This window comes from Desulfovibrio biadhensis (assembly GCF_055388615.1).
The window spans coordinates 5,150,843-5,165,686 of the sequence record NZ_AP042477.1; the positions used below are offsets into that span (position 1 = coordinate 5,150,843).

Annotated in this window: 13 protein-coding genes; 8 read left to right on the forward strand and 5 right to left on the reverse strand. The window is 56.6% G+C overall.

What is annotated here, in order from left to right:
* Window positions 1-76: 76 nt before the first annotated feature.
* A complete protein-coding gene (locus tag ACZ5EH_RS22375) occupies window positions 77-1,507 on the forward strand; it encodes a DNA integrity scanning protein DisA nucleotide-binding domain protein (RefSeq protein ID WP_464276068.1) in 1,431 nt (476 codons plus the stop codon).
* 44 nt (window positions 1,508-1,551) lie between these two features.
* On the opposite strand, the gene ACZ5EH_RS22380 is transcribed toward ACZ5EH_RS22375, so the two are convergent.
* The 4 genes from ACZ5EH_RS22380 to ACZ5EH_RS22395 all read right to left on the reverse strand — a co-directional run bounded on the left by ACZ5EH_RS22380 (window position 1,552) and on the right by ACZ5EH_RS22395 (window position 7,757).
* Window positions 1,552-1,785 (reverse strand): hypothetical protein, encoded by a 234-nt coding sequence (locus ACZ5EH_RS22380; protein WP_464276069.1) that lies wholly within the window; start codon window positions 1,783-1,785, stop codon window positions 1,552-1,554.
* An 84-nt stretch (window positions 1,786-1,869) separates the two neighbouring features.
* On the reverse strand, window positions 1,870-2,952 hold the full coding sequence (locus ACZ5EH_RS22385) for an MltA domain-containing protein (RefSeq protein WP_464276070.1): 1,083 nt from the start codon (window positions 2,950-2,952) through the stop codon (window positions 1,870-1,872).
* 177 nt (window positions 2,953-3,129) lie between these two features.
* Window positions 3,130-4,368, reverse strand: a complete 1,239-nt coding sequence (locus ACZ5EH_RS22390; RefSeq protein WP_464276071.1) for a NupC/NupG family nucleoside CNT transporter — start codon at window positions 4,366-4,368, stop codon at window positions 3,130-3,132.
* 194 nt (window positions 4,369-4,562) lie between these two features.
* Window positions 4,563-7,757 carry a hypothetical protein gene (locus tag ACZ5EH_RS22395; RefSeq protein WP_464276072.1) on the reverse strand — a complete coding sequence of 1,065 codons (3,195 nt, stop codon included), beginning with the start codon at window positions 7,755-7,757 and terminating at the stop codon, window positions 4,563-4,565.
* A gap of 101 nt (window positions 7,758-7,858) precedes the next feature.
* Between ACZ5EH_RS22395 and ACZ5EH_RS22400 the strand changes: the two genes are divergently transcribed.
* The 4 genes from ACZ5EH_RS22400 to ACZ5EH_RS22415 are packed head-to-tail and all read left to right on the forward strand — an operon-like array spanning window position 7,859 to window position 11,392.
* Window positions 7,859-9,169, forward strand: coding sequence for a radical SAM family protein (locus tag ACZ5EH_RS22400; RefSeq protein WP_464276073.1), 1,311 nt, complete (start codon window positions 7,859-7,861; stop codon window positions 9,167-9,169).
* Between the two features lie 26 nt (window positions 9,170-9,195).
* Window positions 9,196-9,924 (forward strand): TVP38/TMEM64 family protein, encoded by a 729-nt coding sequence (locus ACZ5EH_RS22405; RefSeq protein WP_464276074.1) that lies wholly within the window; start codon window positions 9,196-9,198, stop codon window positions 9,922-9,924.
* Window positions 9,925-9,946: 22 nt separating this feature from the next.
* On the forward strand, window positions 9,947-10,696 hold the full coding sequence (locus tag ACZ5EH_RS22410; protein ID WP_464276075.1) for a TIGR04283 family arsenosugar biosynthesis glycosyltransferase: 750 nt from the start codon (window positions 9,947-9,949) through the stop codon (window positions 10,694-10,696).
* 3 nt (window positions 10,697-10,699) lie between these two features.
* Entirely contained in the window at window positions 10,700-11,392 is a 693-nt protein-coding gene (locus ACZ5EH_RS22415) for a TIGR04282 family arsenosugar biosynthesis glycosyltransferase (RefSeq protein ID WP_464276076.1), read from the forward strand.
* A 54-nt stretch (window positions 11,393-11,446) separates the two neighbouring features.
* Here the strand turns inward: ACZ5EH_RS22415 and purM are convergent, their stop codons facing one another.
* Window positions 11,447-12,538, reverse strand: a complete 1,092-nt coding sequence (purM, locus tag ACZ5EH_RS22420; protein ID WP_464276077.1) for a phosphoribosylformylglycinamidine cyclo-ligase — start codon at window positions 12,536-12,538, stop codon at window positions 11,447-11,449.
* A gap of 242 nt (window positions 12,539-12,780) precedes the next feature.
* Here purM and ACZ5EH_RS22425 point away from each other — a divergent pair, with 242 nt between their 5' ends.
* The 3 genes from ACZ5EH_RS22425 to ACZ5EH_RS22435 all read left to right on the forward strand — a co-directional run bounded on the left by ACZ5EH_RS22425 (window position 12,781) and on the right by ACZ5EH_RS22435 (window position 14,821).
* Window positions 12,781-13,164: a hypothetical protein gene (locus ACZ5EH_RS22425; protein WP_464276078.1), complete on the forward strand. Its 384-nt coding sequence runs from the start codon at window positions 12,781-12,783 to the stop codon at window positions 13,162-13,164.
* Between the two features lie 39 nt (window positions 13,165-13,203).
* On the forward strand, window positions 13,204-14,235 hold the full coding sequence (gene amrS, locus ACZ5EH_RS22430) for an AmmeMemoRadiSam system radical SAM enzyme (protein WP_464276079.1): 1,032 nt from the start codon (window positions 13,204-13,206) through the stop codon (window positions 14,233-14,235).
* 79 nt (window positions 14,236-14,314) lie between these two features.
* Window positions 14,315-14,821, forward strand: coding sequence for a cob(I)yrinic acid a,c-diamide adenosyltransferase (locus tag ACZ5EH_RS22435; RefSeq protein ID WP_464276080.1), 507 nt, complete (start codon window positions 14,315-14,317; stop codon window positions 14,819-14,821).
* Window positions 14,822-14,844: the final 23 nt, after the last annotated feature.

Genomic DNA, 14,844 nt, shown 5'->3' on the forward strand with positions numbered 1-14,844 from the left:
GAAACTTGCTTCGGATTAGTGCATAAGAGCAACTACCTTTTCAGATAGACACTACGCCCTAAAGGAGTGAGAGGCGGTGAGCGACCCCGGATTGCGGACCCTGTGCATTACCAACATTGTCGAAGGCCTGCGCGATGGATTGTCGCATTTTTCACCCCCCAGCCGGGTTGCCCTGCTCTATGCATCCTCTCCTGCCGACCCGTTACGCATCTATGATCCCCAAAATCTGATGTCCGGCCATGAGCCCAGGCTGCGCGAACTGTATCTGGAAGACGACGCATGGCGCAAAGGGCAGGAATCCCCAAAATCCTTGGACGGCAGCGAAATATTCAGTCCCGAAAGTCTACAACTGGCCGGACTTATTTCATTTGGCGTTCGTTCCCGCCATGTGGCCTATCAGATGTGGTTCACAGAGCACCACCCGGATATGTGTTCCATCGGCCCCACAGAACGTTGGCTGGAGCATGCCGCATGGCTGCTTTCTCAAGACCTGGCTGTGGAAAAACCGCCCCTGGGCAGCTCCGGCATCGTACTGCAGGGGTACGCTATCCACTCAGTGCGCGACCACATCGTGGACGAACGCAACGTCATGCTCGGTCCGGATACCCGGCTCAGGGTCTACCCCATACTGGATGCAATTCTCGGCATCTCAAAGACTCGTGAAGAAGGCGCATGGCCAAGGGGGCAATTGGTATTCATCGATACCAACCTGCACGACGAGATAAAATTTCTGGCCCGCTTTCCCAAACATGAGCAGCCTGTACTGAGCAACCACAAGCACGTGCGCAAATTGCTCATGGCCGTGGAAAGCGACTCCCGCGTGCTTATTTCCGACGGAAACGCCATTATCGGCGTGGCGGCGAAAAATCTTCCGGATACGCGTATCGTGGCGGACTTCAGGGGCGGGCACGGGTTTGTCTTGCTGGGAGAGCAACCGGTCTGCAGCTTTTCAGACGGGGCTTTCCACTCCTCAACACGCCGCGCCAAGCTGGTGCAATTGGAGGAACTGCTGCTGGAAACGCCCATGACCAAGGAAAACTCCCACATCCTTTTTCAGGTGGTGTCCTCCATCGTACACTCTGCTGAGGATTGCAAACACGGGTGTACGCTGGTCATCGATATGCGTGAAACACCGGCGCCCCTGGCAGGGCAAGGATTGGAAGAACCCCTGGACCTGAGCGATCCCGCCATGCTCGACATGGCCAAATCCCTGGCCAGGGTTGATGGCGCGCTGCACATTGCCTCTGATTGCACGTTGCAGGGCTTTGCCTGTCTTCTGGACGGGCTTGCGGCAGCAGGAGAAAACCGCGCAAGGGGAGCGCGTTTCAACTCCGCCCTCCGCTTTACCGCAGCGCATGAAAACATCGCTGTGGTTGTTGTCTCTTCAGATCGCCCCGTTTCCATCATTCACGGGGGCGTGGAATTGACGGCGCAATGCGCCTGGAAGCCTGTGATAGGGCTCGGCGACATGCCGCCGACCCTTGAGGAATGGCTGGGCAAAGCCTGACGCCGTCGTTTTTCCGACAGTCGCATCAGACAGTCACCCATTCCCTACTCGCCAGGACGGTGCATGGCCAACATGGCAGCCATGCCCTTGCGCTGGGCTTCGTCCGGATTCATGAAGCCACCGGCGACAAAGCGCATGCGTCCACAGATCACACGCACGTTGAAGAACAAATCCTCATCCGCAAATATGTCGATCTGGCAAAATGCATCGCGGCTCCGAGCATTGGGGGCGAGCAGGCACGCGGGATTCATGGTTTCGGTAGTATTGATGGTCTGCATGGTGCACCTCCCTGAGCTAAAGGGGTTGGCGGTTACTTATTGCAGAATCAAATGCATCTCTCGTGCCAGAATCACACTACCCTATCAATTATCCAAAGCTCTCCGGGAAACCAGCACCCAGGCGGCAGCCCTGCCGCTCATGCGTCCTGCCAATGCTGCGGCGCGTGGTCCGGAACCACAATACAGGTCCAGATGAGCGCGCTGCATTGTCCCCGTATCCTGGGCCAGCAGCAGCCCCACCAGGTTCTCAGGAACCTGTGACTGGTCGGCGGCATCTTCGGGCAAGGCAGCAGCCGCCATTATCACCGAACCCATGGGCGCCCATGAGGGATCACTCGCGCAGCTCAGCATTGGGGTAAGTTTTGCGCCCGTCGCGCCAAAAGGCCCATCATCATCAATGGCAAAGAAAATATACTTGGGATTCAGGAACATCAGCTCCTGCATTTTTTCAGGAGAACCCTCCAAAATTTCGCGGATCTTCTGCATGCTCATTTCATCACGGGAAGAAAGCCCCATCTCGATAAATTTCTTGCCCAGGCTGACATACTGGTAACCATTACCCCCCGCATACCGCGCGCGCACCTGACTGCCGTCCGGCAGCAACAAACGCCCCGAGCCTTGCACCTGAAGGAAAAACACATCCACCGCGTTTTTTGCCCAGGCAATTTCCAGGCCGCGGCCAGCGAGCGCCCCCTTGCCATCTATTTCCGCACGTGCAGGTAAAGGGGCGCCTTGTTTGGCCTCAGGGGGCAAAGCGTATAACGGATACGGATAATCGGGGCGCGGTGTGAGCGAAGCCTCCAGAAAAGGCTCGTAATACCCTGTGAGCAACGTGGACGCGCCTATCTTCATCCAGACAAACTCCTGTTGCAAAAGCTCAGGCCTTGCGTCCAGGTGAGGAAGAAGCTCTTGCAGATGCAACAGCGTGGTCTCCATCTGCCCCCATGTCACACTTCTGACAGGGGACTCGGGATCGCTCGCCGCAAACGCTGTGGCGCCCTCCTTCTTGGCCTTGGAGCGCACATAGCGCAGACTTCCCTCCAGAGCAGGGCCAAGCGACGCAAAGTTCCCCACTCCAGGGGTGGGGGCAATCTGCTCCAGCACCTGCTTTTGATTCCAAGAGGCAGGATCTGTTGCACACCCGCCCAGCAGCACAGCAAGGCACACGCCTAGTATCCCAAGAAAAACGGGCGTACAATCACACCACCGCAAATAACGTGAAATATGTTGTCTATCCATACGCTTACAAAACTTGTCCAGAACGTTTTTTTCGAAGAAAGAGCCCATACAAAACTTTCCCATAACCAGGGCCCCAGACTTCGCCCCTGCCTGAAAAATCAGTGGTCAATAAATCACGCCAACAACAGCGCCTGTCAGGCAGGTGGCCAGCACACCTGCAAATACGGAGCGCATCCCCATGGCCACAATCTCCTGCCGCCGCTGCTTGACCATTGCGCCAAGTCCGCCGATGAGAATGCCCAGGCTTCCCATGTTGGCGAAACCGCACATGGCGTAGGTCATTATCAGAGCGCTGCGCTCTGAAAGAGCGCCCTTGGGAAGGGCGGCCATGTCCAGGTAGGAGATAAATTCGTTGAGCACGATTTTCGTCCCCATGAGCTGACCGGCAGTGCCCGCCTCGCTCCAGGGAACCCCCATCAACCACACCACGGGAGCTATGACCGCGCCAAGTATGCGTTGCAGGGTCATAGGCGCTCCCCAGGCCTCGGGAAACAGCCCCAAAAGCGTATTGATCATGGCCACCAGGGCCACAAAGACAAGCAGCATGGCCAAAATGGGAATGAAAAGCTCCACGCCCTGCACAGTCCCTTTGACCACGGCGTCCATGGTGCCCATGGTATCTACCGCCGGTGTCATTTCCCCCGCTGTTGCGTCCCCGTCTTCCGGCACCATCAGGCGCGATACCATAATTGCTGCCGGAGCGCTGAGCACGGACGCCACCAGTATGTGCCCCAGCGCACCGGGCACCACAGGTTCGATGATTCCGGCGTAGAGCACCAGCATGGTGCCGGCCACCGTCGCCATGCCTGTGGTCATCAACGCGAAAATTTCACTACGGGTCATTTGTGGCAAATAGGGGCGCACGAACACCGGCGCCTCCACCATGCCCACAAAAATATTGACGGAGGCACCCACGCCCAAAGCACCGCCGATGCCCATTGCCCGCCGCAGCAGCAATGAAAAGCCTTTGACCACCAGGGGCAGAATACGCCAGTGAAACAGCACTGCGCTGATGGCGCTCATCACCAAAATGATGGGTAACGCCCGGAAGGCAAGGATATAGCCAGCGCCTGGGTATGGCTCGTCAAAAGGCAGCGTACCGCCCCCCAAATAGCCAAAAACAAAGGAGGTGCCGGCTTTTGTGGAGGTCTCTATCAGGTTCACTACCGCATTGAGATGCAGGAAAGCGCCCTTGATCATGGGAATTTTCAAAAGCAAAAGGCCCAGCCCGAATTGCAACAAAACGCCGGCAATCAGGATGCGCTTGTCAATCTTGCGCCTGTTTTCGCTTGCCAGCCAGGCAATGGCAAGCAGCGCGACAAAACCGAAAAGACTCTGGAGCATCGGAAAAATTCCCCCTCAAACTGATCTCTTAAGACTGAAATGGAGAAAACCCTGCTGCGTAGTGCAACAGGGATTTTTAGTGCGATAGTGGGCTCGATATCTTCCGCCCTTCTTTTGACCTCGCAGAGAGCGACAGGCTGACAGAGCGCTATGGCGGCCCTTTTTTGTAGCGGCAATGCGCTTTTTTGAAGGCGCTAGTGATCGTCCTCATCATCGAGCACAAAGTCGATGTCGAAGTCATCATCTTGGGGAGGTTTGCGCGGCGTCGCACCTGCATCCTTGCGGGGCATTCTGCGCTGGGCAGGAGCGTCTTCATCCTCGAATTCGAGGGCAGCCGCAAGAACATCCCGGGGCGCATCTCCCTGATCTGCTTCGGGCGCATCCATATCTCCCCCGGGCTCGATAACGATATCCAGATCGGTGAGGTCCAAATCTTCACCACCGCCGCCGAGGTTTCTTGCGCCTCCGCCCATCATCGGCGAAAGGTCCGGCATGGTCTGGTCCAGGTCATCGCCGGTGTCTTCCTCAGGAATAATGGCAAAGTCGTCATCCTCAAAGCTGAGGCTCAATTCCTGGTCAGCGTCACCCCCATCGTCTGCATCATCCACCTCTTGCAGACTTTCCATATCTTCCAGGTCGGGAGCGTTGAAATTCAAGACAGCCTCTTCCTCCTCATCAACCTGGGAAAAAGAGAGTTCTTCCTCACCGTCCTCAGCTTCCAACTTATCCGTCATGCCGCCTGCAACGTTTGGGATGTCCGGGATATCCGGAATGTCTTCGTCATCATCCTCGGCAAGGGAAAAGTTCAGCTCGCCTTCGTCCTCATCTTCGTCCTCATCCATGGAGATGACCGAAGGCGGCGCCTGACGCATAGGGCGCTGGCTCGAAAGGTCCAGAATAGTCTCGGGCTCGTCATCTTCCTCTTCGTCGAGCACGATTTCCGTATCAAAAACGGGAAGATCATCATCAGGCTGGGCGTGGTCTTCCTCAACATCCATCAGGTCTTCGATAAGGACATCCAGATGCTGGTCTTGCGCATCAGCATCGGTAATATCAACATGTTGTTCGGTAGGCTCATCGTCGCTAAGAGTAAATTCATCCTCTTCAGCCAATGCGGCGCCCAAACTGATATCAGCCTCGTCCTCGGGGGTGATGTCCTCGCCCTGCGCCTCGTCACCAAAAAGGTTGAAATCGCTACTGTCTCCGGATTCGTGCAAATCGGCGTCCAGGTCGATTTCTTCCTCATCCTCGTCAAAGTCCACATCAACGTCCTGGTTCATGGCATCCAGGGCGTCAGCGTCCATGCCGTTAAACGCTTCCATGGGCTGTGAACGTGCCTCTTCGGGCGGTGCTGCCATTTCAAAGTCGACCATGGCGTCGGCGTCTTCCAATTCCTCCTCAAGATCACCAGCCATGCCCAGGTCCAGCGTTGTCGGCCCGGTGGCCATATCCTCTTCAGCCGCTACAGGCAGATCGTCTTCCGGAGCCGCTGTATCGAATACGATTGCCTCGTCTTCATCGACTTCAATGCCAGGGATTTCCAGATCATCCGCGTCATCCGTGGTCTCTGCAAACGGTGCAGCCGCCACCGTGTCAGCATCGAATGTTTCGGAAAACGCATCCGTGCTGTCCTCTTCGTACATCTCGGGAACGATCCCAAGGGAATCACTGAACATATCCTCTTCAGCCATGTCCAGATCATACTCCCCTTCTTCTTCGGGGGCGGCTGCAGCGTCAGTTTCATCTTCATCGGTAAGATTGAATTCAACGGCCTCTTCAAAGGTAACCCTTGTTTCCTGCTCTTCGTGCAGCATCTCCGGCGGTGCGACCGGCGCATCGGGCGTTTCCAAAGAAAAATCTGCAGAATGGGGGTCTTCAAGCAGATCGTCTTCAGCGACCTCCTGCTTGGATTCCACTATAATATCAAGGTCTTCATCCATAGTTTGGTCAAACTGGATGCTCTCTTCCTCATCAGGCACTTCCAGGGTAGCCATGCCGGGCTCTTGCACGGGTTCTTCTTCGAGGTCTGCCTCCGGCTCCGGTACAAAAGCGGCCGCAAACCCGGCATCGGGCTCGGTTGCATCCAGATCAAGATCCACATCCATCGAATCCGAGACCGCCCCATCCAGTGCGGAAGCATGCAGAGGCTCGTCCAGAAGCATCACGTCTTCCTCAGAATCTCCGGGCTCAGAATCTCCGGGCTCGGCCTCTTCGGCCTCAGACTCCTCGACCTCGGCCACTTCCTGTTCGGTTTCTGTCAGCAGCGGACCGCTTTCGCTGTCTGTGGCTTCCAGCGAAAAATCAATGGCAGCATCATCTTCGGATTCTCGGTCAAAAGCACCCAGATGCACTGCGCTTTCCTCTGGCGCAGGAGGCTCCTGTTCCGGCATCCCGGGTTCCGGCAAGTCCATACCGCCAAGGTCCTCTTCGCCAACCCACTCCCGCTCAGTCGCAGCAGGCTCCTCTTCCTCAGCAAGGGTAAACACCACTGCATCGTCGTCGCCAGCCAGGGTATCTCCGGACTGCTCAACTTCGGGTGATTCTTCTGATATTTCAGGCCCTTCCAGAAAAAGATCATCCCCGGCCGGTTCCTCCACCGGCGCAGCTACTACGATTTCGTCGTCATCTTCCGGGGGTTCAATAAGGGCGATTTCATCATCTTCTTCAGGCGGGGTGATCAAAGCCTCGTCAATATCTTCTGTGCTGGGCTCCATAAAATCCGGGGCGTCTTCCGCTACGCCAGAAGGCCCGTCCAGCGTAAAATCCGCCTCGTCTTCCGGCACCTCAAGCACGCTCTCTTCACTCTCAGGCGCGACCTGAAGAGACTCTGCAGTCATGGTCATGTCGTAGTCATCTTCATCTTCAATGACATGGCCAAGGCTCAAATCGCTGGCGATATGGTCGCTCTCATCATCACGGGGGGCATTGAAAAGTTCTGCGAGGTATTCGTCTTCGGCTTCTTTCTCGGAATCATGCGGGGCAGGCTGTGATTCCTGAGGGGGGGCAGCAGGTGCAGCCATATCTTGTGCTGCCTCATGAAGCACGGTGCCGGCAGCCATTGCAAGAGCTGCATCAAGATCATCATGCTTTTCGGTTTCTTCGTGCTTTACTGGCTGCTCAGGAGAGGAAACCGGCGATGTAACATCAGACGCGCCAAGCTTTTGCAAGGCGTTTCCTACTTCAACCTGCTTACGCGCAAGCATGACAAGCATGTCGCTTATCTGTCGCACGCTTTCATGCAGGCTTTCACGATCCTGAGTAACGGTGCGGGCAACATCGTCAAGGCTGCGTACAACCTTGTAGAACATCACCAACAACGCCGCAAAACAGATCAGTATAAAAAGCAGAATAGGGGTATACCCCTGCAACAATTGCCCCAAAATTTCCATTTCATCCTCGCTTGAACTCCGCTAAGGTGGATGCCCGGCTATGGAATACCGAATCTACTGAATATCGCGCTACCACAATGCGTGAAAGAAAGCAAAGTATTATGGCTAAATCAAAAGTAACTCCACATATGGTTTTTGCAGACGCTCAAGGCAATATCTTCGACCATCCAGAGCTGCTCATGCTCTGTAGAAGAGGGGGCGATCTCGCACAACCGCGCCCCGATGAACTCATGCCCTTGCCCGAAGAAAGTGAATTATTCCTTCTTCCTGGACGCCAGGCCCTTGGTCTGGACCCTGAAACCGGCGCCGTGGAAATGTCTGGGGACATCGAGGGCGTCAGGCCCGTTGCAGCTTTTGTCAGCCCCGGCCATACCCTGACCGGTGTGACAGCCTACCATAGCCACCAGGATGCACAGTGCCCTCCCCCCGTGCTGCCGCTCTTTGCCTATGCTGCGGTGGGCTTTGCCAATGGCCGGTTTTACGTCACCGCAAAACGCGTGGATGAAGACCGGCGGCAAGTCTTCTCCAGAATCCCGCGTAAGCGCATAGAGCAAGGCGCGCAGAAAATCCTCAAAGCACTGCCAAAGAACCGCCTGGTAAAACATCTGGCGCATTGCGCTTTGGGCAACTGCTGCCCCGCCGCACGCAATCTTTGTCTGGGGCGTTTCGAAGCCCCCCTGCCCACGTCCCGCGTGTGCAATGCCGCCTGCATCGGGTGCATATCCCATCAGTCAGAGGATTCCGGATTTCCGGCAACCCAGCGACGTATCGACTTTCGCCCTAAACCGCAAGAAATCAGCGAGCTTATGCTGTACCATTGCAAGCGGGAACCCCGCCCTGTGTTTTCCTTTGGGCAGGGGTGTGAAGGCGAACCCCTGACCGAAGCGGAAATCATTGCCGCAGCCATAGCCGACTTCCGGGAAAAGGGCGGCACCGGTACGGTGAATATAAACACCAACGCCAGCCTGCCCGCAACAATACAGCCCTTGGCCCAGGCCGGACTGAACTCCATCCGCGTCAGTATGAACAGCGCCCGCCAGGGCTTGTACGAAGCATATTACCGCCCCAAGGGGTATGGCTTTGCAGATGTCCGGGAAACCATCCATGCGGCCAAGCAGAACGGGCTGTTCGTCTCCTTGAATTTGCTATACTTCCCAGGAGTCACCGACACGGAAGAGGAACTCGAAGCGTTGCTGGAATTCGTAACCACCCTTCATGTGGATTTCATCCAACTGCGCAACCTGAACCTGGACCCCGAACGGTACGTTGACCTGGCGGCACCATACACCGGCAGCCCAAGCATGGGGCTGACCAATTTTCGCAAGCGACTGCGCAAGGCAGCGCCCTGGCTGGAATTCGGCTATTTCAATCCGCCCCTGGTGGACGGCAAACTCGATGCGCCATACAAATAGGCGCTTTTCAGGGAGCTAGAGAAACCGTGCGCGCACAGACAATCAAAAAACTTGCCCTGGTAGGCGCATTGCTGCTGCTTGTCGCAGCCTTTTTCGTCTTTGACCTGCAGCAGTATCTCACCTTCTCTTACCTGAAATCGCAGCAGCAGGCGTTCCGCGAATATTACGAACAGCACGCATTTTTGACGCTTTCGGGCTACTTTCTGTTTTATATCATAGTGGTGACGCTGAATCTGCCCGGCGCCGTGGTGATGAGTCTGGCAGGGGCCGCGCTGTTCGGTTTCTGGCCTGCATTGATCACGGTTTCCTTTGCCAGCAGCCTTGGGGCCACACTGGCCTGCATGGTATCGCGCTACCTGCTCCGCGATTGGGTCCAGGCGCGCTTTGAAGACAAGCTGATGCGCATCAACAACGGTGTTGCAAAGGAAGGCGCGTTCTACCTGTTTACCCTGCGGCTTATCCCAGCCGTTCCCTTTTTCATCATAAATCTGGCCATGGGACTCACCCCCATGCGGCTCTGGACATTCTACTGGGTGTCCCAACTGGGTATGCTGCCCGGCACCATCGTCTATCTCAATGCGGGGCGGGAGCTGGGAGAACTGGAATCGTTGTCCGGCATCTTTTCTCCGGGCTTACTGGTTTCCTTTGCCTTGCTCGGCATCTTCCCCCTGGCGATGAAAAAGGGGTTGGGCTGGTACCGCAAACGCAAGGGGCTGCAAGTGCGCCCTGTTGTTTCCAAAGAGAGCGACACTTGATTGCTGCTTCCGGGGGCAATGCATGAGCCCTGCAACCGGCACATACGTCAAATACAGCATTATAGCGCCCGTATATCAGGAACAGGCAGGGATCCGGGCTTTTGTCGACCGCATTTTCGCCTTGCCGGGGAGCATGCAGTACGCAGAGCTGCTTCTGGTTGACGGGGGGCCGGAAGCCGCCACCCTGGATGCACTGTATCAGAGCATGGAAACAGCACCCCCTGTTTGGGAAAAACGGGTGCGCCCCCTGGTTTCTCCTGCAGGTCGCGGACGGCAGATGAACGAAGGCGCCAAACGCGCCAAGGGATCAATCCTGCTCTTTCTCCACGCAGATACCCACCTGCCTGCCGATGCTCTGCCCGCAATAGAGGCAGCCCTTTCCCAGTCTGACATTACAGGCGGCGCCTTTTCCCTGAGTCTTGATTCCACACGCCCCATACTGCGTATGGTGCAGACCGTCGCCACTGTGCGCAGCCGCCTGACGCGCGTCCCCTTTGGGGATCAGGCAATTTTTGTGCGTCGCTCCATTTTTGATCACGTAGGGGGATTCCCTGAAATTCCCATCATGGAAGATGTGGCCTTCATGCTCAGGCTCAAACAAGGAGGTCACCGCATCCGCATCCTGCCTCAAAAAGCGCTCACCTCGGCGCGTCGCATAGAACACGAAGGCTTGTTGCGTTTTGCCTGCCGCAACCAGCTTCTCAGAATTCTCTTTCGACTAGGCGTTTCGCCAGACACATTGGCAAGGGCTTATCGCCCCCATGGAGAGTGAACCATGCCTGCGCGTTGTCCACTCCTCCAAAAAGAACCCCCTTTTGTCATGGTTTTCTGCAAGCGCCCTGCCCCTGGCAGGGTGAAAACGCGTCTGGCAAAAAGCATTGGGGCCATGCGTGCAGCAGCACTGTATCGGGCTTTTGTGCAGGATGTACTGACCTCAGTACGAGGAGCGGGCGCTCTGCTCCGCTGCTGCCCTGCCCCCAGTCCCCATGCAATCCGCGAAGACTGGCCGCCCCCTTTTTGGTGGCAGCACGGCGCAGATCTTGGAAAGCGCATGTCCAATGCGTTTGCCCGCGCGTTTGCACCGGTGTCCGCAGGAGGCGCAGGGGCAGCAGCCGCGCTGCTGGTAGGGACCGACGTTCCTCAAATCTCGCCGTGGGCGGTGCGCTCTGCATGGCGCGCTCTTATGCATGCGGACCTGACCTTTGGCCCTGCTTTGGATGGCGGTTACTACCTGGTGGGCATGCGACGCGAGGCATTTTCCCCCCATTTGTTCGAGAAGATCGCCTGGAGCGGCCCGCATGTTCTCAACCACAGTCTGCAGCGCGCTGCCGGTTTACATACGGTGTTCGCCCCTTGCCTGCGCGATGTGGACGACTTGGCAGACCTGCAGGCACTGCTCCAGGAAACGCGCAACACCATGCCGGCAACACGGCGTGCGGCAAGGGTGCTGCACATTCCCCCACAATAAAAAAAGGGAGCCTCCCTGGTGAGAAGCTCCCTGAAATGATCGTATGCGGCGTTATCAGCAGGCGTCCGGCTCTTCTGGAATGGAGATGGAAACCCGCTCGTCTTCGCTCTTGCCCTGTTCGTGGCGATTGATGCGGCCAATGATCCAGGCCGGCTGCTCAAAGGCACGGTTAAGGCGGTTGAGGACTTCGGCTTCCTGCTGCTTGTCCACTATGAGCACGTAGCCGATGCCGCAGTTGAATATCTGCAGCATTTCCGGCCAGGAAAGGTTGGCTGCGTTTTTGATCCAGGTGAAAACGCCGGGCATATCCCATGAGCCGAACTCGATTTCCGTTCCCACGCCGTAGGGCAGCACTCGTGGAATATTGTCGTAAAACCCGCCGCCAGTGATGTGGCACATGCCTTTCACTTTGAAGTCACGCAGCAGGTTGAGCACGGGTTTTGTGTAGATGGCTGTGGGTTCGAGCAGGGCCTCGGCAACCGTGCGCCCGTCTTCAGGCGCAAGACATGGCATGGGGTCTTCCGGCTGCAAGCCTTCCTGAGCCGCTATTTTGCGCACCAGGGAGTAGCCATTGCTGTGAAACCCCGTGGAAGCCAGGCCGATGACAGCATCGCCCACATGCATACCCGATCCGTCAACGATCTTGGAGTTGTCCACCAGCCCCACGCAGAAGCCGGCCAGATCATAATCGCCCGGAGCGTACATGCCAGGCATTTCAGCAGTCTCGCCGCCAAGCAACGCGCAGCCTGCGCGGTTGCACCCTTCCGCCACACCGGAAACAACGGTTTCCGCAGTTGCAGGATCAAGCTTTCCCGTGGCAAAATAATCCAGAAAAAAGAGCGGTCGGGCTCCCTGAACAAGAACGTCGTTCACGCTCATGGCCACGAGGTCGATACCTATGGTATGGTGGCGGGCATACTCCACGGCAAGCTTGATTTTGGTGCCAACACCGTCGGTGGAGGAAACGAGCACGGGTTCGGTCATGCCGTCGAGGTCGGGTTTGAAAAGGCCCCCAAAGCCACCGATATCCGAGAGCACGCCCTTGGTGTGGGTTGCGCTGACGATGGACTTGAGACGCGACACCAGGGTGTTCGCGGCGTTCAGGTCGACGCCTGCGTCAGTATAGGCTTTACTACGTTCCGGCATGCTCTTTGCTCCTTGTTCTCTCATAAGAGACCCCGTGTATGCGGGTCTCCTTGGCGCCAGGACGGCGCACCGGATCGGAAATGCACCACACAAGTGAAAGCGATCCGTATGCCTCGGCGAAACCGCGTTTTGCCAAGGCCGTTTAAAAAAGTCCAGAGCAGACTTTCTCTGTAATCTTATAAGCTGCTGACGGCTGCGCTTACTTATTCTTTTAAGAAGCCGAGCGCAAGAGGAGAAGCCTTATGATACGTCCGCTTTCACCCCGCCCTTTGCTCATAGCACTCATGTACACTATACTCCTTTCTGCTTCCGTTGTCCTGTGTCCAAACGTATATTCTCAAGAACTTGCACCCCCACCTGCAGGCACACCGGAAAGCACTATTGATAATGGCAACGCTGCCCCCTCTCCTGGACAGTCCCCAAGGACCGCCCCGGATGCGCAAGGTTTGCAGGAGCAGCGAAAAGACAATATTTTCGGCACCACGAACGAAGGCATCATCATGGAGCCCGACCCCGTTACGGGCGACAATATCATCCAGGTGACACCGCCCAGGCGGGAGGAACCCGAGCAACAATCCCCCAACATGCTGCTCATTCAGCCGGAAATAAAAGTCCGCCCTCGATAATTGCCAAGTTCCACCCAAAACGTGAAGGAGGCGCCCCCAATGCAACCGGCAATGCTCTGGCGCAAGGCCGAAGATAGTGAAGACGTTCTTTGCGGGCTGTGCAGTCAATACTGCCGCATAGCCCCTGGCCATCGCGGCTTCTGCGGTGTGCGGGAAAACAAGGGCGGGGAACTGTTCACCCACGTTGCGGATCGTGTGGCAGCCATCAATCTGGACCCTGTGGAAAAAAAGCCGCTCTATCATTTCATGCCGGGCACAATGACCTTTTCTTTCGGCACCATGGGGTGCAACGTAGGCTGTTCCTTCTGCCAGAACTTTTCCCTTTCGCAACCGCCCCGTGAAGGGCGCCCCATTACGGGACAGAAGCTGACCCCGGAAGATATGGTCAGGGCTGCCTTGGACAACGGCGCCCAAAGCATCTCCTACACCTACTCGGAACCCACCATTTTTTTTGAACTGATGCTGCAGACAGCCAAACTGGCCGTGGAAAAGGGGCTTAAGAACATCATGGTTTCCAACGGCTACCAGAGCCCGGCCTGTCTGGACGCCCTTGCTCCCTACATTCATGCAGCAAATATCGACCTGAAAAGCTTTCGTGACCATTTTTATCGTGAACAGTGTCAGGCCAGACTCAAACCGGTGCTGCAAACCCTCAAACATATCAAAAAATTGGGCTGGTGGCTGGAAGTCACGACACTGCTCATTCCGAACCTGAACGACGCCCCGGAAGAGCTGGCGGAAATGACCTCCTTTATCAAGGACGAACTGGGGGCTGAAACCCCCTGGCATATTTCACGCTTTCACCCTAGCTATCGACTTACCGACAGGGGGCCCACCCCGGTGGAGACCCTGGAGCGCGCCTATGAGATAGGCAAACAAACAGGATTGCAGTATATCTACGTAGGAAACGTGCCGGGGCACAACGGCAACAATACCATGTGTCCCGCGGGGTGTGGCCCGGTCATCGAACGGCGTGGATTCACCCTTGGCAAATGTTCCTCAGCCTGCGATGTTTGCGGCGCCACCATTCCGGGAGTGGGGATGGAGACCTTGTCCCGCGGTCGCAATTGACCGGCCGGGCAATAACATAAACCTCGTCGTGTGAGAGCCGCCCGGCTGTTTTGCAACCGGAGGCACTAAAGGAAACTGCATGTTGCTCGTTTATACCGGAGACGGCAAAGGTAAAACATCCGCATCCGTGGGGCAGACCATTCGCGCCATGGGGCAGGATATGCGGGTCGCCTTCTGCCAGTTCATGAAACGCCCTGGCCAGGCCGGGGAGCAGGCCCTGCTCAAAAAACTACTGGGAGACCGCTGCCACATCGGGGGGCTGGGCTTTCTGCGCCCCGGGCAGGATAGAGAACCGCATCGCGAAGCTGCCCAAAAAACCTTGGCCTGGGCTGAAAACCAACTCTACGAAGGCGCTGAACTGCTTGTACTGGACGAATCCCTCTACGCACTCAGCGCAGGACTCATCACCGCCGAAGAACTCAAAGAATGCATCAACGCCGGCATGGCCAAGGGTGCGCATATAGTGGTTACCGGCAGGGGCGTACCGGAATGGTTAGCCAAATCGGCCGATCTCATCACCGAGATGACCCCCATAAAGCACCACTTTGAAAAGGGCGTAACGGCGCAGCGCGGCATAGAATTCTAGGCTCCCGTAGGCAGTTGCGCCGC

Bases quoted from the DNA above. Each gene is read 5' to 3' on its own strand.
- purM (WP_464276077.1), bottom strand. From the start codon at position 12,538: ATGCCGGAACGTAGTAAAGCCTATACTGACGCAGGCGTCGACCTGAAC.
- amrS (WP_464276079.1), top strand. From the start codon at position 13,204: ATGCAACCGGCAATGCTCTGGCGCAAGGCCGAAGATAGTGAAGACGTT.
- ACZ5EH_RS22380 (WP_464276069.1), bottom strand. From the start codon at position 1,785: ATGCAGACCATCAATACTACCGAAACCATGAATCCCGCGTGCCTGCTC.
- ACZ5EH_RS22435 (WP_464276080.1), top strand. From the start codon at position 14,315: ATGTTGCTCGTTTATACCGGAGACGGCAAAGGTAAAACATCCGCATCC.
- ACZ5EH_RS22390 (WP_464276071.1), bottom strand. From the start codon at position 4,368: ATGCTCCAGAGTCTTTTCGGTTTTGTCGCGCTGCTTGCCATTGCCTGG.
- ACZ5EH_RS22395 (WP_464276072.1), bottom strand. From the start codon at position 7,757: ATGGAAATTTTGGGGCAATTGTTGCAGGGGTATACCCCTATTCTGCTT.
- ACZ5EH_RS22415 (WP_464276076.1), top strand. From the start codon at position 10,700: ATGCCTGCGCGTTGTCCACTCCTCCAAAAAGAACCCCCTTTTGTCATG.
- ACZ5EH_RS22410 (WP_464276075.1), top strand. From the start codon at position 9,947: ATGAGCCCTGCAACCGGCACATACGTCAAATACAGCATTATAGCGCCC.
- ACZ5EH_RS22425 (WP_464276078.1), top strand. From the start codon at position 12,781: ATGATACGTCCGCTTTCACCCCGCCCTTTGCTCATAGCACTCATGTAC.
- ACZ5EH_RS22400 (WP_464276073.1), top strand. From the start codon at position 7,859: ATGGCTAAATCAAAAGTAACTCCACATATGGTTTTTGCAGACGCTCAA.